At 60.7% G+C, this 21673-nt stretch carries 18 protein-coding genes; 15 read left to right on the forward strand and 3 right to left on the reverse strand.

From position 1 onward, the window contains the following. The first annotated feature begins 154 nt into the window (after nt 1–154). Nucleotides 155–1540: a polyhydroxyalkanoate depolymerase gene (locus tag PH603_RS06175; RefSeq protein ID WP_289505145.1), complete on the forward strand. Its 1386-nt coding sequence runs from the start codon at nt 155–157 to the stop codon at nt 1538–1540. A 113-nt stretch (nt 1541–1653) separates the two neighbouring features. Next, nucleotides 1654–4635, forward strand: coding sequence for a VCBS domain-containing protein (locus PH603_RS06180; protein WP_289505146.1), 2982 nt, complete (start codon nt 1654–1656; stop codon nt 4633–4635). A gap of 71 nt (nt 4636–4706) precedes the next feature. Here the strand turns inward: PH603_RS06180 and PH603_RS06185 are convergent, their stop codons facing one another. Next, a complete protein-coding gene (locus PH603_RS06185) occupies nt 4707–5996 on the reverse strand; it encodes a cystathionine gamma-synthase family protein (RefSeq protein ID WP_289505147.1) in 1290 nt (429 codons plus the stop codon). Between the two features lie 116 nt (nt 5997–6112). Here PH603_RS06185 and PH603_RS06190 point away from each other — a divergent pair, with 116 nt between their 5' ends. The 4 genes from PH603_RS06190 to PH603_RS06205 all read left to right on the forward strand — a co-directional run bounded on the left by PH603_RS06190 (nt 6113) and on the right by PH603_RS06205 (nt 10917). Beyond that, nucleotides 6113–7336, forward strand: a complete 1224-nt coding sequence (locus PH603_RS06190) for an MFS transporter (protein WP_289505148.1) — start codon at nt 6113–6115, stop codon at nt 7334–7336. Then, on the forward strand, nt 7321–8103 hold the full coding sequence (yaaA, locus tag PH603_RS06195) for a peroxide stress protein YaaA (protein WP_289505150.1): 783 nt from the start codon (nt 7321–7323) through the stop codon (nt 8101–8103). Before PH603_RS06190 ends, yaaA begins: the two co-directional genes overlap by 16 nt. A gap of 88 nt (nt 8104–8191) precedes the next feature. Continuing rightward, nucleotides 8192–8659, forward strand: coding sequence for a (2Fe-2S)-binding protein (locus PH603_RS06200; protein WP_289505151.1), 468 nt, complete (start codon nt 8192–8194; stop codon nt 8657–8659). Continuing rightward, entirely contained in the window at nt 8659–10917 is a 2259-nt protein-coding gene (locus PH603_RS06205; RefSeq protein ID WP_289505152.1) for a xanthine dehydrogenase family protein molybdopterin-binding subunit, read from the forward strand. The genes PH603_RS06200 and PH603_RS06205 overlap by 1 nt, the downstream gene beginning before the upstream one ends. Nucleotides 10918–10990: 73 nt before the next feature. Here the strand turns inward: PH603_RS06205 and PH603_RS06210 are convergent, their stop codons facing one another. Further along, a complete protein-coding gene (locus tag PH603_RS06210; protein WP_289505154.1) occupies nt 10991–11776 on the reverse strand; it encodes a PEPxxWA-CTERM sorting domain-containing protein in 786 nt (261 codons plus the stop codon). Nucleotides 11777–11974: 198 nt separating this feature from the next. Between PH603_RS06210 and PH603_RS06215 the strand changes: the two genes are divergently transcribed. After that, nucleotides 11975–12772, forward strand: a complete 798-nt coding sequence (locus tag PH603_RS06215; RefSeq protein ID WP_289505155.1) for a helix-turn-helix transcriptional regulator — start codon at nt 11975–11977, stop codon at nt 12770–12772. A gap of 55 nt (nt 12773–12827) precedes the next feature. Here PH603_RS06215 and PH603_RS06220 read toward each other — a convergent pair whose 3' ends face one another. Next, nucleotides 12828–13841 (reverse strand): PEPxxWA-CTERM sorting domain-containing protein, encoded by a 1014-nt coding sequence (locus PH603_RS06220; RefSeq protein ID WP_289505156.1) that lies wholly within the window; start codon nt 13839–13841, stop codon nt 12828–12830. 448 nt (nt 13842–14289) lie between these two features. Between PH603_RS06220 and PH603_RS06225 the strand changes: the two genes are divergently transcribed. The 8 genes from PH603_RS06225 to PH603_RS06260 all read left to right on the forward strand — a co-directional run bounded on the left by PH603_RS06225 (nt 14290) and on the right by PH603_RS06260 (nt 21669). Further along, nucleotides 14290–16101 carry an ATP-binding cassette domain-containing protein gene (locus tag PH603_RS06225; protein ID WP_289505157.1) on the forward strand — a complete coding sequence of 604 codons (1812 nt, stop codon included), beginning with the start codon at nt 14290–14292 and terminating at the stop codon, nt 16099–16101. Nucleotides 16102–16236: 135 nt separating this feature from the next. After that, a complete protein-coding gene (locus PH603_RS06230) occupies nt 16237–17106 on the forward strand; it encodes a hypothetical protein (RefSeq protein ID WP_289505159.1) in 870 nt (289 codons plus the stop codon). Between the two features lie 6 nt (nt 17107–17112). Continuing rightward, complete coding sequence (locus tag PH603_RS06235) at nt 17113–17988, forward strand: hypothetical protein (RefSeq protein WP_289505160.1); 876 nt, start codon at nt 17113–17115, stop codon at nt 17986–17988. 214 nt (nt 17989–18202) lie between these two features. Further along, entirely contained in the window at nt 18203–18952 is a 750-nt protein-coding gene (locus tag PH603_RS06240; protein WP_289505161.1) for a YebC/PmpR family DNA-binding transcriptional regulator, read from the forward strand. Between the two features lie 65 nt (nt 18953–19017). Then, nucleotides 19018–19539 carry a crossover junction endodeoxyribonuclease RuvC gene (gene ruvC / locus PH603_RS06245; protein ID WP_289505162.1) on the forward strand — a complete coding sequence of 174 codons (522 nt, stop codon included), beginning with the start codon at nt 19018–19020 and terminating at the stop codon, nt 19537–19539. Next, nucleotides 19536–20156, forward strand: coding sequence for a Holliday junction branch migration protein RuvA (gene ruvA, locus PH603_RS06250; RefSeq protein WP_289505164.1), 621 nt, complete (start codon nt 19536–19538; stop codon nt 20154–20156). The genes ruvC and ruvA overlap by 4 nt, the downstream gene beginning before the upstream one ends. Continuing rightward, a complete protein-coding gene (ruvB, locus tag PH603_RS06255) occupies nt 20153–21196 on the forward strand; it encodes a Holliday junction branch migration DNA helicase RuvB (RefSeq protein WP_289505165.1) in 1044 nt (347 codons plus the stop codon). Before ruvA ends, ruvB begins: the two co-directional genes overlap by 4 nt. Then, nucleotides 21193–21669 carry a hotdog domain-containing protein gene (locus PH603_RS06260; RefSeq protein ID WP_353507372.1) on the forward strand — a complete coding sequence of 159 codons (477 nt, stop codon included), beginning with the start codon at nt 21193–21195 and terminating at the stop codon, nt 21667–21669. Before ruvB ends, PH603_RS06260 begins: the two co-directional genes overlap by 4 nt. The last annotated feature ends 4 nt before the right edge of the window (nt 21670–21673 follow it).

The raw sequence follows: 21673 nt of genomic DNA on the forward strand, positions 1-21673 counted from the left end.
AATGTCAGTCTGCCCTTTCAAGCATATGGAATATGAGTGCGATTGCTTATTGAAGCTTTAATCTTTGAGGGCTAGGCTCTTTGAAAATGCCGCATCGCACCATGAATGGGAGCGCTCGCATAGGTGGGCGTCGATCGCGGCGGAAGGGACCAGGATGCTTTATACCCTCTATGAAATGCAGCACGCAGCTTTTGCGCCCATCCGTTTCTGGGCCGATCAGGGGCAACGCTTCTTCAGTCACCCCTATAATCCGGTCAGCCGCACGCCTTATGGCAAGGTGATGGCCGCTAGCCTCGACATGGTCGAACTTCTCACCCGCCGCTACGGCAAGCCCAAGTTCGGCTTCGAGAAAGTCACCGTTGACGGTGTTGAGTGCCCGGTCGAAGAACAGATCCTGTCCCGCCGCGCCTTCGGGCAGCTGAAGCATTTCAAACGCGCCAACTGCAGCCACCGGAAGGACCCGCGTGTGCTGGTGGTCGCACCCATGTCCGGCCACTTCGCCACGCTCTTGCGCGGTACGGTCGAGGCACTGCTGCCGAACCACGAGGTCTATATCACCGACTGGCGCGATGCGCGCGATATCCCGATGGCGGATGGCAGCTTCGATCTTGATGACTATGTTGACTACCTGATCGACTGGCTGACCGACCTTGGCCCCAATACCCATATGCTGGCTGTGTGCCAGCCGAGCGTGCCGGTTTATGCTGCCCTCGCGCTGATGGAGGCCGAAGGGCATCCCTGCACGCCTCCGAGCGTGACCATGATGGGTGGCCCCATCGACACCCGCCGCAATCCGACCGAAGTGAACAAGCTGGCCATGACCCGGCCGCACAGCTGGTTCGAAGACAATGTCATCACCGTTGTGCCGCTGCCGAACGCCGGCTTCATGCGCAAGGTTTACCCCGGCTTCCTGCAGCTTGCGGGCTTCATGGCGATGAACCTTGGCGACCATTTCATGAAACACCATGAAATGTTCGAGCATCTGATCATCGGCGCCGACGAAGATGCGGAAAAAACCCGCGCCTTCTATGACGAATACAAGGCCGTGATGGACATGACGGCGGAATTTTACCTGCAGACCATCGATGTTGTGTTCCAGCGTCACCTGCTGCCGGATGGCAAATGGGTATCGAAGGGTCGGCTTGTTGATCCGAAAGCGATCAGGAATACGGCGCTGATGGCTGTGGAAGGCGAGTTCGACGATATTTCCGGTATCGGCCAGACGAAAGCCGCGCTCGATATCGCCGTCAATCTGCCGGAAGAGAAGAAAAAATACCTGCTGGCAAAAGGCGTTGGCCATTATGGCATCTTCAACGGCAGCCGCTGGCGCACCAATATCGCCCCGGTCGTGGCCGAGTTCATGCGCACCCATGATCATGTGATCGGAAAGCCGGTTGCCGGCGCTGCAGCCCCTGCGGCAACCCCCGTTGCGGAAGCCCCTGCCAAGGCGGCAAAGCCCCAGCCCAAGAAGGCGCCGTCGCGTACCGCCCGCCCGGCACGTGCCACAACGACGGCAACAAAACGCCGGACGAAAGCCTGATATCTCTATCTTTGTAGAATATTAGGAATTTCCGGCTATTTTGATTCAATATCGGGCGCCTTGAAGACAGAATGTCTGGGCGCCCTTGTTGTATGGATGCCGGGGGAGATTACGTGGCTGATCCTGTTGTAGAGTTTACATCGACCGACATCGAGTTCGCAGAAGGCAGTTTCGGGTCGATTGATTTCGGCGTCTTTTCGATCACCGACGTGGACGACAATATCTTCAAGATTGTCCTCAGCGTCAGCGACGGCTCGATCATCGCGAATGATGGCGATGGCCTGCAGGCGAGCGGCGTGACGATCCAGACCGATGATGCCCAGACCATCACCATCCTCGGCACCGGCACGGCCATCAGCAATTATATGAGCCTGCCTGACGTTTTCTCGTTCGATGTCGGCATACTGACCGCCGGGGACAATGCGGCAATTCTGACCATTACGGCCTTCGACGACACGGCAGGCGAGGTCGCCGACACGATCAATATCGATATCACCGCCCCCGATACGCCGGCCGTTGTTGCCGGTGACTTCACGGGCGACGTGATCGAAGGCAATATCGGTGACGGTGCCGTAACAGCCACAGGTCCCCTGTCGATTTCCGATGTGGATGTGGGCGACGACCCGGCCTTTGATGATGTGGCTACCACAGCGGGCGACAATGGCTACGGCACCTTCGAACTGACGTCCGGCACCTGGACCTATACGCTTGATCAGTCGAGCGTGCAGGATCTGGACGCGGGCGATACGGTCACCGATACCTACACCTTCACCGCAACCGACGGCACTACGCAGGCGATCACCGTCACGATCACTGGTGCGGCGGACGCTGCAGTGGTGAGTGGTACCTTTACGGGCGACGTGACCGAAGGCGACGAGGGCGATGCACCCGTTACCGCTTCCGGCGTGCTTTCGATCAGCGATGTGGACGGCGACGACAGCCCCGTGTTCAACGATGTGGCTTCCACGGCTGGCGACAACGGCTATGGCTATTTCGTCCTGTCGGGCGGCACCTGGACCTATACGCTCGATCAGTCGATCGTGCAGGATATGGACGCCGGCGACACGGTGACCGACACCTATACCTTTGTGGCGACCGATGGCACGCTGCAGGATGTTACGGTGACGATCACCGGCGCGAACGATATGGCCGTGGTCACCGGCACCTTCACGGGTGACGTGACCGAAGGCAACGAAGGGGACCCAGCTGTCACCGCGACCGGCAGCATCGCGATCAGCGATGTGGACGCCGACGATACCCCCGTTTTTAACGATGTGGCCTCCACGGCAGGTGATAATGGCTACGGCCATTTCGAACTGACCGGAGGCGACTGGACTTTCACGCTTGATCAAGCGGCGGTACAGGATCTGGATGCCGGGGACACGGTCAACGACACGATTACCTTCACCGCAGATGACGGCACGACGCAGCAGATCACCGTGACGATCAGCGGCACAAACGACAATGTCGTCGTATCGGGCGGTGACGCCAGTACGGTCACCGAAGGGAATGTCGGGGACCCGGACATGCTTGCCTCTGGCACGTTGACGATTGACGACCTTGATGATCTCGATGATCCGGTCTTCCTTGATGTAGCTGCCGCCAAAAAGACCTACGGCACCTACACGATGACGAACGGTACCTGGATCTACACGCTGGACCAGTCCAAGGTGCAGCATCTGAAGGCTGGCGAAACGGTCACCGATCCGCATACTTTCCTGGCGTCCGATGGCACCGAACACACCGTCACCGTGACAATCGTCGGCACGGATGATGCCCCGGTCGTCAAAGGCACCTTCACCGGCGAGCTGACCGAAGGCAATATTGGCGACCCGACATCGAGCGTTTCGGGGACGCTTTCGATCACCGATCTGGATGGCACGCCAACCTTTACCAATGTGGCTAGTGCCGCTGGCGCCTATGGCAGTTTCAAGCTTGCCGGCGGGCAATGGACCTATACGCTTGATCAGGCGAAGGTCCAGAATCTGAATACCGGCGACACCCGCACCGATAGCCACACCTTTGTGGCCTCGGATGGTACCGAGCAGACCGTGAGCGTGACGATCAAGGGTGCTGACGAGGCGCCGACTTCGGGTGGCAATACCGGCGAAACACCAGTCACGACGGTCCTTCTGCCTTCGGGTGGCGGCACCACCAACATTGCCTCGACGGTAACCGGTGCGACGGGGGGCTTTGGGACCGGCACGGGTACGGTGATCGTACAGGCGAGTTCGCCTTCCTCCATTATCACCGGCAATATTGGCGGCACGCTCAATGACGGTCATCAGGTTGTCGTCAGCCTCGGCAACGGCAACAACAATGTGTCGCTCACTGGCAACACGACGATTGCCAGCGGACTTTCCGATGTTCTGATCGGCGGCGGCACGCTTGATGACGTCACATCTGTCCTTGGTTCCACCGGCGGCGGTCTTGGTGGCGGTCTTGGCGGCGGCCTTGGCGGAGGGGGGCTCGGCGGTGGTTTCGGCAGCGGTGCGACGGTCGTTGTCGCGGGATCCGGTTCAGACAAGATCGATCTCAGCGGCCTTTCCGGCACGTCGGTCGTCGTTGGTGGCGCAGGTCGGGATTCGATCATCGGGGGCGCAGGTGACAGTATCCTTCTTGGCGGCACCGGCAGCGATTCGATCCTGGGCGGCGCAGGGAACGACCATATCCGGGGTGGTAGTGGCGACAATATATTGCTTGGTGGTGACGGGGATGACCGGCTGGTTGGCAGCGGCACCTTCGGTGGCGGCGCCGGCAACGATTACCTGACCCAGACCCACGGGGTGATGTTTGGCGAGGCCGGCAATGACACGTTCCGGCTGGCCCGGATCGATGGCGACGGCAGTGGCAAGCAGTCCATCATTGGTGATTTTGATGTGGGCGATGACACGCTGGATCTGCGCGCCATGGGGATCAAGACAGTTGATGATCTCGTAAATGCGCTGCAAGCCAGCAGCGGCGAGACGGCCCTGTTCAAGTTTGATAACGGGCAGGAACTTGTGATTGCGGTGCCCGAGTTCAGGGGGACCAGCAACCAGTTCGATGCCGAGGAATTCCATAGCTGGAATATCCTGTTCTCGACGGACACATAAAGCGACCGCCTGAGAAACAAAAAAGCCCCGCCGGAGCGATCCCGCGGGGCTTTTCTTGTGGGCAGACTGGCTCAGGCGTGGGAAAGCGCCTGGGCGAGATCGGCAATCAGGTCATCCGGGTTTTCGACACCAACCGAGATGCGCAGCATCGACGGCATGATGCCGAGCCGTTCCTTCACATCGTCTGGCACGTCCGAATGGGTCATGGAGTAGGGCGCTTCCATCAGGGTCTCCGTGCCGCCAAGGCTGACGGCAAGCTTGATGATGGTGAGGTTATCAAGCACCCGGAAGGCTGCAGCCTCATCGCCCTTGATATCGAAGGCGAAGGTCGAGCCGGCCGCAAGGCATTGTTCCTTGTAGATTTTGTAGGTCGGGTCGCTTTCCTCGAGGAAGCCTAAGTAATGCACTTTGGCGACCTTCGGGTGATCGCGCAGATATTCAGCGATCACGCGGGCATTTTCGGTGGAGGCCGTCATGCGGAGCTTGAGTGTCTCCAGGGACCGCATCAGGAGCCAGCAACTGTAGGGGTCGCACATGGTGCCAAGGATGGTGCGGAAACCCTGAATGGGCGTCAGCACGTCAGCAGCACCGACAACGGCACCTGCCACCACGTCCGAATGGCCGCCCACATATTTGGTCAGGCTGTAGATCACGATATCGGCGCCGTGGGCGAGCGGCTTTTGCCACAGGGGGCCGAGGAAAGTATTGTCGATCATGATGACCGGGCGGTGGCCTTGCGTCTTAGCCAGCTTGTCGGCCTCGTCGCGGGCGGTATGCAGGTCGATCAGGTCGTTCGTCGGGTTGGCCGGCGTTTCGCCGTAAATCACCGCGATACGGCCAAGCTTCTTCGCTTCCTCGATGGCAGGTGCCAGCGTCGGCGTGTCGCCGCCTGCTTCAAACTCCACCGATTTGATACCGAAGGACGGCAGGATATTGCGGATCAGATATTCGGTGCCGCCGTAAATAGGCGCCGAATGGACAATCACGTCGCCGGGGCGCAGGTAGGCGAGCAAGCTTGTCGCAATCGCCGCCATGCCGGACGAGAAGGACAGGCCCTTTTCGGCGTCTTCCCAAAGCGCCAGCCGGTCCTCGAGCATCTCGAGGTCAGGGTTGTTGATGCGGCTGTAGATGAGGCCGGGTTCTTCACCCTGTGCCCGTGCGCGCTTGCCATATGCGATCTCGAAAAAGTCTTTCCCGGCCTGCGCTGACTGGAAAACGAAGGTCGAGGTCATGAACAGCGGCGCTTTCAGCGCGCCTTCGGACAGCATGGGATCATAGCCGTAACCCATCATCTGGGTTTCGGGGCTGAGCTTGTGGTTGCCAATAGTCTTTTTGCGGTAATCGCGACGGCGATCAGTCATCGAAACATCCCTCCCGGTGTTTAGCCTAGCTTTTCGGGTAAGTTAGTTTCTATTGCAACCAAATTGTGTCGGGCCTTGCCAGCTGCCTGAAAAGACGGTCTAAAGGGGCGCAGCCGATGGAGTCCCCCGTGTCCATTCACCGTTTCAATGTCCCTTTGCTGATTCTGGCGCAGGCCTGTTTTCTGGCTTCTTCGATGACCAACATCGCCTTCGGCGGGTTGGCGGGCGGCATGCTGGCGGCGGACCCGGCGTGGGCAACACTCCCCGTATCGCTGACCGTGGTTTCAACCGCGCTTGTGACCGGGCGGCTGTCGGGCCTGATGCAGCGCACGTCGCGCCAATATGGCTTCCGGATCGGCGCTTTTTCCGGCCTTGCCGGCGCGCTTCTGGCGATGCTGGCCATTTATCTGCGTGACTATTGGCTTCTTTGCCTGTCGTCCCTGCTGTTCGGACCGTTCAACGCCAGCGCCCAATATTACCGGTTTGCCGCCAGCGAGAGCGTGACGCCTGCCGAGGCACCACGGGCGATGTCCTATGTCATGCTTGGCGGGATCGCGGCAGCCTTCGTGGTGCCGGCGGCCACTAGCTGGCTCAACGATGCCCTCATGCCCTACAGCTTTCTTGGTGCCTATCTGTTCATCGTTATCGTCACGCTGCTTGTTCAGGTGCCGATCGGCCTCATGAAACCGGTGGAGGCGACCGTCGCCGGGCACGAAAGTGGGGACGGCGAGGCAAGACCGCTTGGTGCCATCGTCCGCACCAGCGGCTTCATCGCCGCTTTCGTCAATTGCGCCACCGGCTATGCCATGATGTCTTTTGTGATGACGGCGACACCCCTTGCGATGGAAAGCTGTGGCCTCTTGCCCGGTCAAAGCGCCACGGTCATCCAGGGGCATGTCGTCGCCATGTTCCTGCCGAGCCTTTTCACGGGGCGCCTGATCGAACGCTTCGGGGTGACGGGTATCCTCTTTGCCGGGCACGCCTTTTTCGTGGCGGCCTTCCTGCTCGCGCTTGAAGGGATCGAGGTTTACAACTTCTCGCTCGCGCTTATCGCGCTTGGCATCGGCTGGAATTTCTGCTTCATCGGCGGCTCCAGCCTCTTGACGCATGTTCACCGTCCGTCCGAAAAAGGGCGGGTACAGGGTCTGAATGAAACGATGGTCTTCACCGTGACCGCCGTGGCGTCGCTTGGCGCCGGCATTGCGCTCAATACCATCGGCTGGGCTGGCATGAATATGCTGACGTTCGGCCTTCTGGCCGTGGCCTTTGCTGCCACCCTTTATCACGCGCTGAAGCGCACCAAACCATCGGAGACCGATCCCTCATGCTGTTCGTCCTGAGCCCCGCCAAGAAACTGGACTATGAGCGCGAGTCACTGGTAAGCGAGGCCACAGAGCCGCGTTTCCTGAAGGACACGGAAACGCTTGTGAAATCAGCCCGGCGGCTGAAGGCGCGGGACCTGAAAGCCATGATGGGCGTGTCGGACGCGATTGCCGAACTGAATGTGGCGCGCTTCAAGGCGTTCGAGCTGCCCTTCACCACCGCCAACGCACGCCCGGCCATCGATGCCTTCCGGGGTGACGTTTATGTGGGGCTCGATCCCGACAGCCTGTCGGACGATGACCGTGCCTTCGCGCAGGATAACGTGCGCATCCTTTCGGGGCTCTACGGCGTGCTGCGGCCGCTGGACCTGATGCAGGCCTACCGGCTGGAAATGGGCACGAAGTTCCACACCCGGCGCGGCGAAACGCTCTATGCCTTCTGGGGCGACAAGCTGGCCAAAAGCCTCGACGCCGATGTGAAGGCACATGATGCCCCGATCATCATTAATCTGGCTTCGACCGAATATTGGAAATCGGTGAACCGCAAGGCCCTGAAGGCACGGGTCATCACCCTGCATTTCAAGGAAGTGGAGCCGGACGGTCGGGCGCGGGTTATCTCGTTCCTCGCCAAAAAGGCACGCGGCATGATGGCGCGTTTCGCGGTCGATGGCCGCGTGACCGAGCCCGAAGCCCTGAAGGCGTTCGACCGCGAGGGCTATCGCTTCGATCCTGCCGTATCCACTGATGATGACTGGATTTTCAGCCGCCCGGCCGTTGGGCGATAATTGGTTCAGGTAACCGGTTTGTTAGTCGCCTCGGGCGGCGATCTCCCCTATACTTCGCGCACATTCACACGCTCGTGGGGGGATGACCATGCAATTCACGCTCAATGGGTCTGCCGTTTCGTATGACGGCGACGGCGAGATGCCGCTTCTGTGGTATCTGCGCGATCTGGCCGGCCTGACCGGCACCAAGTTTGGCTGCGGTGCCGCCCTTTGCGGCGCCTGCACCGTGCATGTGGACGGGGAAGCCGTGCGCTCCTGCCAGATGCCGATGGAAAGCCTCGACGGCGTTTCGGTGACAACCATTGAAGGCCTGGCGGACGGGGACAAACTGACCGCACTGCAGAAAGCATGGGACGAGTTCGGCGTGCCGCAGTGCGGCTACTGCCAGTCGGGCCAGATCATGCAGGCCGAAGCGCTTCTCAAGGAAACCCCGAAGCCCTCCGACGATGAGATTGACGCAGCCATGAGCGGGAATATCTGCCGCTGCGGCACTTATCCGCGCATCCGGGCCGCCATTCGTGCTGTGGCCGATGGCAAGATCAAGGGAGACATGTGATGGGTATCATCGAACGTATCTCCACGACCGAAGCCAGCCGCCGCGCCGTGCTGCGCGGGCTTGGCATCACGGGCGGGCTGGTGCTCGCCGCCCCGCTCGCCGGCGGGTCGCTGCAGGCGGTGCTGGCGGGTGCCGACAAGCCGCTTTCCCCCTCGGCCTATCTTGTGATCCAGCCCGATGGCACCGTCCATATCTTCATCCACCGGGTGGAGATGGGGCAGGGTAGCCGCACGGGCCTGCCGCAGATCGTGGCCGACGAACTGGATGCTGATTGGGAACGACTGGTGTTCGAGCCTGCTTATGGCGACACCAAGTTCGGTGACCAGAATACGGATGGCTCTACGTCGATCCGCAAATTCTATGATGCCTTCCGCGAAGCCGGCGCCACCGCGCGCATGCTGCTGGAAGCGGCGGCCGCCAAAAAATGGGGCGTTGCAGCGGCTGACGTGAAAACGGAAAAGCACCGGATCATCAACAAGAAATCCGGGGCTTCCGGCGACTTTGGCGAGTTTGTGGGGCTTGCTGCAGACCTGCCGATGCCGGACCCGAAAACGCTTGTTTACAAAACGAAATCGGCCCGCCGCTATATCGGCAAGCCGGTGCGCAACATCTATATGGATGCTTTCCAGCGCGGCACTTCCATCTTCGGGCAGGATGTGCGCCGGGATGGCATGCTGTTCGCCGTGACGGCCCGCCCGCCTGTGGTGGGCGGCACGGTGAAATCCTATGACGAAGCCGCCGCCAAGGCCGTACCCGGCGTGGTGGCCTTGGTTGAATTGCCCGCGCTTGAAGCGCCGTGGGTGTTCAAGCCGAAGGGCGGTATCGCGGTTGTCGCCACCAGCACATGGGCAGCGATGAAGGGACGTGACGCCCTGAATATCCAGTTCGAGGCCGGTGCCAACGGCAGCTACAACACGACGGACTATGAAGCCGGGCTCTGGAAATCGGTCGATGCGCCGACCAATGTGCGGCGCAAACGGGGCGACGCTGCCGCTGGCCTCAAGGATGCGGCCAAGGTGATGACAGGCGACTATTTCGTGCCTCACCTGCACCATGCCCCCATGGAGCCGCCTGCTGCGACCGCCGAATGGGTGGACGGCAAACTGCATATCTGGACAAGCTGTCAGGACCCGCAGTCGGTGCAGAATACGGTCGCACCCTTCGTGGGCGAAAAGCCGGAAGATATCCGCGCCACAGCCACGCTCCTGGGCGGTGCGTTCGGCCGCAAATCGAAGCCCGATTTCGCGGTCGAGGCGGCGCTTTGTGCCAAGGCCGTCGGCAAGCCGGTGAAGATGGTGTGGACGCGCGAAGATGACGTGCGCAACAGCTTTTACCACACGATTTCGGCCCAGCGTGTCTCCGTGGGGCTGGATGCCAAGGGCAAGGCCACGGCATGGCGCCATGTTGCGGCTTATCCCTCGATCAGCGCGACCTTCAATCCGGCGGCCAAGGAACCCTCAAGCGGCGAAATGGGGCTTGGCCTCACCGATCTGCCGTTTGACCTGCCGAACCTGTCGGTCGAGACGGGCGAGGCCGAAGCCCATGTGCGGATCGGCTGGATGCGGTCGGTGACCAATATCCAGCAGGCTTTCGCCATCGGCTCGATGGTTGATGAAGTGGCGGTGGCAACCGGCAAGCGCACCGACAAGGTGTGGCATGACCTTATCGGCGGCGACCGCCAGATCGACCCGTCGAAGGACGGGGCTGAATATGGCAACTACGGCGAGACGCTGGAGCGCCATCCGATCGATACCAAGCGCCTGAAAACCGTGCTCGACAAGGTCGTCAAAATGTCCGGCTACGGCAAGAAACTGCCGAAAGGCCGGGGCATGGGGATCAGCGTGCACCGTAGCTTTGTGTCCTATGTCGCCTGCGCCATCGAGGTTTCGGTGACGGACGGCTTGGCCAAGGCCGAGAAGGTGTGGATTGCCATCGATTGCGGCACTGCCGTGAACCCGGACCGGGTGAAGGCGCAAATGGAAGGTGCGGTGATCTTCGGCCTTTCCATCGCCCAGCACGGCGAGATCACGGCCGAGAATGGCGCCATTGTGCAGGGTAACTTCGATGATTATCCGGTGCTGCGGATCGATGAAGCCCCGCGTGAATTCCATGTGGAAATCATCCCGTCGGATGCCGTGCCCGGTGGTGTCGGCGAACCCGGTGTGCCGCCCGTTGCACCGGCCTTCACGAACGCGATCTTTGCGGCTACCGGCAAGCGTATCCGCCGCCTGCCGCTGAAAGACCAGCTGAACGCCTGACGGCAGCACCCATCAGAAACGCAAAGGCCGCCCCCGGAACCCCGCGGGCGGCCTTTCAGTTGCGGCCTAATTTTCAGGCAAGCCGCAACTGACGGCGCCGAGACGCCATACCAGCCAGGCCGAAGCCCATGATCATCATCAGCCAGGTTGCCGGCTCCGGAATGCCGCCGACCAGGCTCAGGTCCACGACATCGGTCAGCAGGATATTGCGCAGATTTGCGTATCCATAGTGAAGTCCGGTGAAATTGATGCTGCCATAGCCGCCTTCAGCGGTGCCGGCGGTGGCGATGGCATTGAACTCGCTCAGCCAGTCAAGGCCGAGGGTTGCAACGTCGGTCATCAGCAGATGATCGGTTTCAAAGGTGAGGCCGCTGATGGGGGATGAATAGCCGCCGCCAAGGGTGTAGAAGCTGAGGCTCGAAACGCCCACGCCGCCCTCTTCACCGTCCGAGACTGCACCAAAGACCCGGATCTGGTCGAACTGGTTGTTGAGGACCGTCCTGCAGGAGACCGTGCAATAGCGCCGGGTCCCGTCTGAAATGCCGTCCTGCAGGTAAAGGCCACCGCCCGAGGTGAAGGTCCAGCTGTCACCGCCCACAAAGATTTCAAGCTGCTGGTAGGTATGGGTCTGGGTGACGAGCGTGCCGCCAGTACCCGCACTTTCATATGTTGATCCCGCAGCGTCCGTGTCGATCGTCAGGACAGCGCTGAAAGTATCGGTGCCATTAAGATAGGCGATCGTATCCGCATAGCTGGAACTGATGTTACCGCTGAAATGAAATTCGGTGGCGGCGCTTGCCGTATGGGTGCCGGTCAGCAGGCAAGCTGCAACTGCCAAGGTCTTGCGATCGAAAAACATGTTTTCGTCTCCTTATCTGTGCGCTTCTCTGCCTGAAAGTACGAGTTTGGTTACTGCCCGAATTTCATAAAATTCTTATTGTTCCCATGCTAAGCCCCGGTGCAAAGGCCAGACAATCTATGAAAAATCATAGGTTTCGGCCTGATTGTGTTGCGTCCTATGTCTCGTTTCGTAAACTGGCGCGGGGAATGTTTGCGAGTGAGCAAGGCTGGTGGGATGGCCATTGAAAGGCTGAACGGGGCACTGGGGCGCTACCTCAGTCTCCTCATGGACGATCAGGCAGATGTGGATGCCCGGTTCCGCGGGCTGTGCGAGCTTGCGGCCAGTTTCGGCTTCGAGGTGACGAACCTTGGCATCGCCACGCGCGATATAAAGGGCGAGCAGCAGGCCGTCATCATGTCCAACATGTCGGACGACTGGATGGACGAATATAACGGCCGCCGCTTCGACAAGCTTGATTATGCCGTCGAGAAAATCCTGAAACCGGCAGAGCCCGGCGTCATCAACAGTATCCAGTGGGATGCCGTGCCCCTCAGCCGCGCCGATCATGTGGCTGAAGGCACGCAGGAAGTGCTGGCGGGTGCTGCAGATGCCGGCATGAAATTCGGCCTCGGCTTCGGGGTGCAGGCGGCGTCCGCCACCAACGGCATCGAAAGCTTTGTTGTCGCCTTCGGGGGCAACGAGAAAGGCGCGGGCTACACCGAGCGCAGCGAGCTCGCCGAATCCCTTCTGGTGACCGCAGCCCTTTCGCTGGCGCCGAGCCTTGAGCCTGTGGCAGCCCGCAAGCGCGATGGGGGCATCAGCCTCAGCCCGCGTGAGATGGATGTGCTTCTCTATATGGGGGTTGGCATGCGGGCGGACAGGATTGCCGAAAAGCTGGGTATCGCCAAGGTGACGGTCGATCTTCACGCCCGCCGTGCGCGCGAAAAGCTTGGTGCGCGGACCATGCCCGAAGCCATCGCCAAGGCCATTCGTTACGGCTTCATCACGCCCTGAGCCAAAGAAAAAGGGCCGCGCCCTTTGATTGGCACGGCCCTTCGGGGGAAAGTTTCTAGCGGGCGAGGGCGAGGCGACGGCGTGTTGCCATGCCAACAAGGCCAAAGCCCATGATCATCATCAGCCAGGTTGCAGGCTCAGGGATGCCACCTGTTGGCGGCGGCACGATCACGTCCCCGCCAACCCCAGCGAATGCGAAGATGAAGGTGTTGGTGGGATCACCCGAGGCAGTCGGCAGGCCAAGGCCGCCCGGATCATTGGCGGCTTGCCCGAACGAATAGACTTCCGCGCCGACGACGCCAAGGGCAGCGAGTGCAGCGGCTTCGGTGCCGGCCGCACCATAGAAGATGTCGAAGCTGTAGCTTTCGCCGGACAAGAGGCTACCGAAGCCGAAGTCAAACAGCGCGCCGTGGTCATATGCCCCGAAATCGGTGAAGTCACCCGGTGTGCCGCTTGGACCAGCCAGCGGATTGGCGCTGGCGAAACCGTCGTTGCTCGAGAAAAGCACAGCGGAAGCCGTTCCGGTCTCGACCGTCGAGTATTCGGTGAAGGTTGTGGGTTCCACATCCCAGTCGAAGACCCGGCGATAGCGCAGGTCGCCGACATCAGCGGTGCCTGTGTTTTCGATCTTCACATTCACACTATAAAGGCTCGAGGTAGCCGACGGGCTGAAATAGTGTGTGACGGTCAGTTGCTGCAGCCCGCTTGTGAGCGTGACAACGCTGGTGGCGGTTGATGCGGTTGAGCTGAAGCTCGAAAGCGACAGCCCGAAAGTGCCATATGCGTTGTTGGCAGAGCCGGTCATGCCGGTTGATGCATCAGCCACGCCCCAACCTTCGCAAAGGCAACCGTGCGAGGTGGATTCGTTGCCGGTCGGCATATAGCGCAGGCCGACATAGGTCGTGCCTGTGACCGGGCTCGGATCGCCGCCACGGACGTTGAGTTGCCCCATCGTGTCCACGCCCATCTGGATGGTGCCGTTGTCGATAATGGCCTGCCCCATGGCAGGTAGAGTGATAGACATCAGGCCGCCGGCGGCAATGCCGGCTGCTAGATATTTGCGAAACATGAGAGCCTCCTTGCAAACGTATTCTGTTTGGCGGTCCCCCTCCCGAGGTCACAGCCGTTTTCAAACATTCACACTAAACGGAACTCACACTGCCTGATCACGGTCATAGGCCGGGTTGATCCGGTGACCGACTAGAAAATGAACATGTCGCCAAAGGCGGTATGTTGCCGGACGACCTCTCCGGGTCGTTCTTGTTCAAGCAAGTTCATTCTACTCCATGCCGATATTATTAAAAAGTAAATAGTTGTTAACCATATTTTGTGGCAATTCTGACTATTCCCGGCTGCAGTGCGCGGTTGACGCTGCAACGTGTGGGCGAAACTGGACAGCAGGGGAAACTGACCGGCTCACAGCTGGATTCGATGATTCTCGCGGTCTTCAACGCTTGCTCCTTGAAGCGTCCATCGCCCGCCGCTATAAGCCCGGCGACTGCGACGGAGTGATTTTCATGGCGCCCCCCATTCTCAGCCTGCGCGATATCGGCCTCACATGGGGCGGTGCCCCTGTGCTTGACGCGCTCGAGATGCATATCGGTGCCGACGAACGGCTCTGCCTTCTGGGGCGCAACGGCACCGGCAAATCGACGCTGATGAAAATCATCGCGGGCATGATCGAGGCCGACCACGGCGAACGCTGGGTGCAGCCCGGTGCGCGCATCGCCTACCTGCCGCAGGAGCCTGATGCCAGCGGCTTCGCCACGCTCAAGGATTATATTGTCGGCGGTCTGCCGGAAACGCAGGCGGACGAAACCTACCGCGCCGATGTGCTGATCGACGAACTGAATGTGAATGGTAGCGCCGATCCGATGTCGGCCTCGGGCGGGGAATTGCGCCGGGCGGCACTCGCCCGCGCGCTGATCGGCGAACCTGAACTGCTGCTGCTTGACGAGCCGACAAACCATCTGGATATCGCGGCGATCGAATGGCTGGAGGCCTATCTGAAGGGCTGGCGCGGCGCCATGGTGCTGATCAGCCACGACCGAACTTTCCTGACGAACCTCGCCACCGCCTGTCTCTGGCTCGACCGCGGCGCCATCCGCCGGATGGATGCCGGGTTTGCCCGCTTCGAAGCCTGGCAGGATGAAGTGCTGGCGGACGAAGAGATGCAGGCCAAAAAGCTTGATAAATTTATCAAGACGGAAGGCAAATGGGCGGTTGAAGGCATCAGCGCGCGCCGCAAGCGCAATCAGGGCCGCCTGCGCCGCCTGCAGGACATGCGCGCCGAAAGCGCCAACCGCATCCGGGCCAAGGGATCCGTGAATATCACGCTGGCGAGTGGCGAAGGTTCGGGCACGCGGGTGGTCGAGGCCAAGGGGATCGCCAAGGCCTATGACGGTCGCACGCTGTTCAGCGATTTCAGTATCCGCATCAACCGGGGGGACCGGATCGGTGTGATCGGCCCGAACGGCGTTGGCAAATCGACGCTTCTGAAGGTGCTGACCGGTGAAATCCAGCCCGACGCGGGCGAGGTGAAGATCGGCACCAACCTGTTGCCCGTTTATATCGACCAGAAACGCGCGGCATTGAAGGATGAGGTCAGCGTGCAGGATGTGATCACCGGCGGCGGCGGCGACTATGTGCATGTGGGCGGCGAGCCACGGCATGTGATGAGCTATCTGAAGGATTTCCTGTTTGATCCCTCACAGGCGAAAACCCCGGTGGGGGCGCTTTCGGGTGGGGAACGCAACCGGCTCCTTATCGCCACCAATTTTGCGCGCCCTTCGAACCTCCTGATCCTCGACGAGCCGACGAACGATCTGGATATGGATACGCTCGATCTGCTGCAGGAAGTGCTGGCGGATTATGACGGCACCATCATTGTCGTGTCGCACGACCGGGATTTCCTCGACCGGGTTGTGACGTCGTCCATCGTGATGGAAGGCGATGGCACTGCGGTTGAATATGCAGGCGGCTACAGCGACTATCGCCATCAGAAAGCCCTGTCGGCGCCCGCCGAGGTGAAGACGGTCGCCAAGCCCAAGGCAAGCGTGACGCCGATTGCGGCGGCCCAGCCGAAGAAGGCTTCGAAGCTTTCCTACAAGGACCAGCGCGAGCTCGATAACTTGCCGGCAGAGATCGAGGCGCTGACGGATGAGATCGCCGAGATCGAAGCGCGGCTTGCCGATCCGGACCTTTACACGAAAGATCCGGCGAAGTTCGCTTCGCTTGGCAAAAAGCTGGAAGACAAGCGCGATTTCCTTGATGCCCGCGAGATGCGGTGGCTGGAGCTTGAGGAACTGCGCGAAAGCCTCGAGAAATGATCACCCGATACCCGGATAAGTGTTTCCTTTTCTTGACAAGCGCTTACCGTGAATGTTGATTCAAAACGGGGTCGAAAAAGGCAAGCTGGCAGGCTAGGTGAACCTTTGACGCAGGCGATTTTCAGGGTGGCTCTTATGTGGGCTGCAGCCGTGGGGCTGCTGTCTGCCGCCGCCCGTGGGCAGGAGGCGCTCGATTCTCGCCAACCCCTCGTCTGGTATATCTACGAACTTGATCCCTTCCATATCGTCAGCGGCCCGGATCGCGGGCAGGGTTACGGCGACAAGACGCTGGATGACGTTGAAAAGGCGATGCCCCAATATCGCTTCAACCGGCAGGTCGTACCTTTCACACGGCTTCTGGCCAACATGAAAACCGTGCCTAACAGCTGCACGCTGGGCCTTGTGCCCAATCCCGAGCGTGCTGAAAACTATCTATATTCAAAACCCTTCATCTGGACCCAGATAGCACAATTTGCGGTGCAGGAGAGCCGGGCGAACGAGGTGCGGGCTATCCTGACGCCCGATCATAATGTGCCGCTCTCGCGTGTTGATGACGCCGGCTTCCGCGATGGCGGGCTGGCCATCGAACATCATTTTGTTGCCGGGATCGACGCACATGTGAGCAAGGCGCGGGCTGATGGCCGGATGTTTGATATCGAGCGGGAAGACCTTGTGCTTGCCATGCTGGCGCGGGGTCGCTTCGACTATAGCTTCAGTGCGCCTGACGAGATCGGGTATTTCAACCTGCGCGCCCGCCGGGCGGGGCTGCGCGACCGGCTGATTTCCTTCCCCATCGAAGGGTCCCCCGATGTGGCAATCAGCCATCTTGTCTGCGCGCGGTCGGAGGTTGGCGCCGAGGTCATTGCAGCGGCGAACGCGCTTCTGGATAAAGAGGCAGTGCCGCCTTCATGGTTTCGGCACTATCTGCGCTGGATCGACCCGACCAATGCAGCGCTCTTTCACGAACGGGTTGTCAGGCACTTGCAGGAAAACAGGGTGAAATAGGCTGACATGCGCTTCCTCGCGGCTTTGATGTGCGGCCTTGTCTTCTGCGCTGGTGGCGCAGTTTTTGCCGAAAATAAGCCCCGGCAAGTGATCGGGTGGGTTAGTTATGACAATCATCCGATCCATATCGCTTCAGGCCCCTTCAAGGGCGAGGGATTTGGTGATCTGACACTTGATGATATCGAGCAGCTCATGCCCGCTTACCAGCTTGACCGGATGCAGGTGAGTGCTGCCCGCATGATGCGGCTTCTGGACGGAGACACGCCAGTTTGTGCCTCGGTATTGATGAAGACACCGGAGCGTGCTGCAAAATATCTATACTCGCCGCCGGTCCATGTAATCAGTGGCAATCACCTGATCGTGCGGGTGGAAGATGCTGCCCGCGCCAGGGCTGCGCTGGATGGGGATGTCATTGATGTCGCCAGACTGCCCGCTGCCGGCTTCGCCAGTATGGGTAAGGTCCGGACCCGTATGCTGGGGCCCGCAATCGATCCGTTTGTTGACGAGATGAAGGCTGCAGGCAGGGTGGTTGAGGTGAATAATCTGGCGGCCGTCCTGTCATTGCTGGCGCGCGAACGTGTAGACCATGCCTTTGGAAATCCTGAAGAAGTCGGGTATTTCGAACGAGCGGAGCCGGAAACCTATGCGGGGCGGCTGGTGGTTTTTCCGGTCAAGGGGGCAGCGAAGACTATCCTTGGCTATTTCGCCTGTGCCAAAACGTCTGTCACTGCGGCATTTTTAAGCGATCTCGGGCGTTTGATGGGCAGTTTCAGCGGACTGCCGCCCTGGTACGAATATTACCGGCAATGGGCCGGCCCCTATGCCGCGCCGGGCGATGAACTGATCCGCCGCGCCGATCCCGTGGCTGATCCCGAAAACTGACCGCGATCCCTTCATTTTTTGCCGTTTTCCCCCTGTTCAAGGCGGGAAAATTTGCTAATAAGGGGCGACAGTCGCTGCCTTCGGCGGCGATCATCCATTATAGGCGATGATCCGGTCATGCGTCTGGCCGGGCCTGGCCGCGGAAACGCGAAGCCGGGACCTCGGCGCAAGGCACGGGTCACGCAAAAAGTAAGGTCTGGAACAAGAGGATACCATGGCAGGCCATTCCCAGTTTAAGAACATCATGCACCGCAAGGGTGCGCAGGACGCCAAGCGTTCCAAAATCTTCTCGAAACTTTCGCGTGAAATCACCATGGCGGCCAAGCTTGGCGGTGCCGATATCGGCTCGAACGCCCGCCTGCGCCTGGCGATTTCCACGGCACGCGCCCAGTCGATGCCGAAAGACAATATCGAACGCGCCATTCAGAAAGCCTCGGGCGGCGACGCCGAGAACTATGACGAACTGCGCTACGAAGGCTACGGCCCCGGCGGCGTCGGCATCATCGTCGAAGCACTCACCGACAACCGCAACCGCACGGCATCCGACGTTCGCACCATCTTCTCGAAAGCTGGTGGCAACATGGGTGAAAGCGGCTCGGTTTCCTTCATGTTTGACCGCGTCGGCGAGATCGTTTTCAAGGCTGATGTGACGGACGCAGACACGATGTTTGAAGCAGCACTTGAAGCCGGTGCGGCGGAAGTGGAATCGGACGAGGACGGCCACGCCGTTTACACCGATCCGGCTGACCTGCATGCCGTTGCCTCGGCACTGAGCGACGCGCTGAAGGCCGAGCCCGAGAGCGCAAAGCTGATCTTCAAGCCGAAAGAGCCGACCGCGCTCGACAAGGAAGGCGCCGAGAAGCTGATGAAGCTTCTGGATGCGCTTGAGGACAATGACGACGTTCAAACCGTTTTCGGGGCCTACGATATTCCGGCCGATGTGCTGGCGAGCCTCGAAGGCTGATAACAACCGGGCGTCGGGGGCTTTCCCTCCGGCGCCTCTTTTCTCTGGGGGAACGGCGGCAGCCGATGAGAGTATTGGGTCTTGATCCGGGTTTGCAACGCACCGGCTGGGGTATCGTCGATGCCGTGGGGACCCGTCTTTCCCATGTCGCCAACGGCACCGTGACAACCGACCCGAAGGCGAGCCTTGCAGAACGGCTTGTGCAACTGGCCCATGGCCTGCGCACCGTCCTTGCCGACTGGAAACCCGAGGCCTGCGCGGTTGAGGAAACCTTCGTCAACAAGAACCCCACCTCTACGCTGAAGCTTGGCCAGGCGCGCGGCATCGCACTTTATGTGCCGGCGGAAGCTGGCCTTATTGTTGCCGAATATACCCCCAATCATGTCAAGAAGTCGGTGGTTGGAGTAGGCCATGCCGCCAAGGAACAGATTGACGCTATGGTCAACATGCTACTGCCAGGAGTGAAGATCACCGGGCCTGATGCCGCAGACGCGCTTGCCGTCGCCATCACGCATGCCCATCACCTGGCAACCGATGCCGCCCTGATGCGAAGGGCCCAGCCCCCGGCAAGGAGGGCAGCACCATGATCGCCAAGCTTTCCGGACTTGTGGATACTGTCGGCACCGATTTCTGCATCATCGATGTGGGCGGCGTGGGCTATCTGGTGCAGGGCTCGTCCCGCACGCTTGGCGCGTTGCCGGGGCAGGGCGAGGCCGCGCGGCTCCATATCGAAACGATTGTGCGCGAGGATGCCATCACGCTTTATGGCTTCGCGACCGTGGCAGAGCGGGACATGTACCGCCTGCTGACGTCGGTACAAGGCGTGGGCGCCAAGGTTGGCCTTGCGATCCTGTCGGCCCTCAGCCCCACCGAAGTTGAAAATTCGATCGCGGCGCAGGACGCCAAGTCGATCACCCGTGCGAACGGCGTGGGGCCGAAGCTCGCCCAGCGCATTGTCAACGAACTGAAAGACAAGGTCGCCGGTATCGTCGCCGCGTCGCCCAAGGGCGTGGCGGTCAATGGCGCGGCAGCCCCTGCGGCCTCGCAGGCCGGGATCATCGGCGATGCTGTGTCCGCACTCGTTAATCTCGGCTACCGACCGACCGACGCGCACGGCGCCGTTGTGAAGGCTGCGAAAGAACTGGGTGAAGAAGCGACCCTCGGCAAGCTTGTGCCCGCAGCCCTCCGGGAGCTTTCGGCATGAGCGACGAAAGCAGGCTGATGGACCGCGAGGAAAATGCAGGTGACGGTTACGATACCGCCCTCCGCCCGCAGACGCTTGGCGACTTCATCGGCCAGCAGCAGGCGCGCGAGAACCTGAAGGTCTTTATCGATGCAGCCCGCGCGCGCGGCGAGGCGATGGACCATGTGCTGTTCTTTGGCCCGCCGGGCCTTGGTAAAACGACGCTTGCGCAGATTGTGGCGCGCGAGCTGGGCGTCGGCTTCCGGGCAACGTCCGGCCCGGTCATCGCGAAGGCTGGCGATCTGGCCGCGATCCTCACGAACCTGCAGGAAAACGATGTCCTCTTCATCGATGAAATCCACCGGCTGAACCCGGCGGTGGAGGAAATCCTCTATCCCGCGATGGAGGATTTCCAGCTTGATCTGATCATCGGCGACGGCCCGGCTGCACGGTCGGTGCGGATCGACCTGCCGAAATTCACGCTTGTGGGCGCCACCACGCGCTCGGGCCTGATCACCAAGCCACTCCGCGACCGGTTCGGTATCCCGACCCGGCTTGAGTTTTATTCGACCGAAGAGCTGACCGAAGTGGTGCGGCGTGGTGCGCGGCTTCTTGGCCTCGCCATGACCGAAGACGGTGCCCGTGAAGTGGCGGCCCGCTCGCGCGGCACCCCGCGTATCGCTGGTCGCTTGCTGCGCCGGGTGCGCGATTTTGCACTGGTGGCGGAAAAGGATACTGTGGACGCCGTGGCGGCGGACGGTGCGCTGACGCGCCTCGCCGTCGACAAGCTCGGCCTTGACCTCATGGACCGGCGCTATCTTTCCTGCATCGGCGAAACCTATATGGGCGGCCCTGTGGGTATCGAAACGCTGGCAGCCGCGCTTTCCGAACCTCGCGACGCCATCGAGGATATCATCGAGCCTTATCTGATGCAGATCGGCCTTGTGGCGCGCACGCCGCGCGGGCGCATCCTGTCGCCCGATGGCTGGAAGCATCTGGGGCTCAATCCGCCTGCCGGCACTGGCGGGGCGCAGTTCGATCTTCTGGGAGGTGGCAAATGACCCTGATGCCCGCCTCTGGCGAATGGAGTGACGGTGTCTTCCGTTTCCCGATCCGCGTTTACTACGAGGATACGGATGTCGGCGGCATGGTCTATCACGGTCGCTATGTCAGCTTTTTCGAGCGGGTCCGGTCGGAAAGCATCCGGGGCAGTGCGGCAGACGTTGATGCGCTTTTCGATCTGCCTGCTGCCGAGGGCGGGCCGCTCACCTATGTCGTGTCGTCGATCAATGTGAAATATCACCGGCAGGCCAAGGTTGGTGATGTGCTGATCGGCCATTCGACCGTCACCCGCGTGCGCGGGGCAGCGGTTGAAATAAAGCAATGGATTGACCGCGAAGGCGAACGTGTCGCCGAAGCGGATCTGGTTGTCGCCATCGTCGGAAACGATGGCAGGCCGCGCCGCTGGCCCAAAGCGGTGGAAGAATGCTGGCGCAACTGGCAGGCCATCGAGGCCGGCCGGCAGGGCGCCTGATAAC

The organism is Gimibacter soli (assembly GCF_028463845.1).
GTDB lineage: Bacteria > Pseudomonadota > Alphaproteobacteria > Sphingomonadales > Kordiimonadaceae > Gimibacter > Gimibacter soli.

Excerpts from the sequence above, each read along its gene's own strand:
- PH603_RS06175 (WP_289505145.1), top strand. The coding sequence starts at position 155 with ATGCTTTATACCCTCTATGAAATGCAGCACGCAGCTTTTGCGCCCATC.
- PH603_RS06185 (WP_289505147.1), bottom strand. The coding sequence starts at position 5,996 with ATGACTGATCGCCGTCGCGATTACCGCAAAAAGACTATTGGCAACCAC.
- PH603_RS06190 (WP_289505148.1), top strand. The coding sequence starts at position 6,113 with ATGGAGTCCCCCGTGTCCATTCACCGTTTCAATGTCCCTTTGCTGATT.
- yaaA (WP_289505150.1), top strand. The coding sequence starts at position 7,321 with ATGCTGTTCGTCCTGAGCCCCGCCAAGAAACTGGACTATGAGCGCGAG.
- PH603_RS06200 (WP_289505151.1), top strand. The coding sequence starts at position 8,192 with ATGCAATTCACGCTCAATGGGTCTGCCGTTTCGTATGACGGCGACGGC.
- PH603_RS06205 (WP_289505152.1), top strand. The coding sequence starts at position 8,659 with ATGGGTATCATCGAACGTATCTCCACGACCGAAGCCAGCCGCCGCGCC.
- PH603_RS06210 (WP_289505154.1), bottom strand. The coding sequence starts at position 11,776 with ATGTTTTTCGATCGCAAGACCTTGGCAGTTGCAGCTTGCCTGCTGACC.
- PH603_RS06220 (WP_289505156.1), bottom strand. The coding sequence starts at position 13,841 with ATGTTTCGCAAATATCTAGCAGCCGGCATTGCCGCCGGCGGCCTGATG.
- PH603_RS06225 (WP_289505157.1), top strand. The coding sequence starts at position 14,290 with ATGGCGCCCCCCATTCTCAGCCTGCGCGATATCGGCCTCACATGGGGC.
- PH603_RS06230 (WP_289505159.1), top strand. The coding sequence starts at position 16,237 with ATGTGGGCTGCAGCCGTGGGGCTGCTGTCTGCCGCCGCCCGTGGGCAG.
- PH603_RS06235 (WP_289505160.1), top strand. The coding sequence starts at position 17,113 with ATGCGCTTCCTCGCGGCTTTGATGTGCGGCCTTGTCTTCTGCGCTGGT.
- PH603_RS06240 (WP_289505161.1), top strand. The coding sequence starts at position 18,203 with ATGGCAGGCCATTCCCAGTTTAAGAACATCATGCACCGCAAGGGTGCG.
- ruvC (WP_289505162.1), top strand. The coding sequence starts at position 19,018 with ATGAGAGTATTGGGTCTTGATCCGGGTTTGCAACGCACCGGCTGGGGT.
- ruvA (WP_289505164.1), top strand. The coding sequence starts at position 19,536 with ATGATCGCCAAGCTTTCCGGACTTGTGGATACTGTCGGCACCGATTTC.
- ruvB (WP_289505165.1), top strand. The coding sequence starts at position 20,153 with ATGAGCGACGAAAGCAGGCTGATGGACCGCGAGGAAAATGCAGGTGAC.
- PH603_RS06260 (WP_353507372.1), top strand. The coding sequence starts at position 21,193 with ATGACCCTGATGCCCGCCTCTGGCGAATGGAGTGACGGTGTCTTCCGT.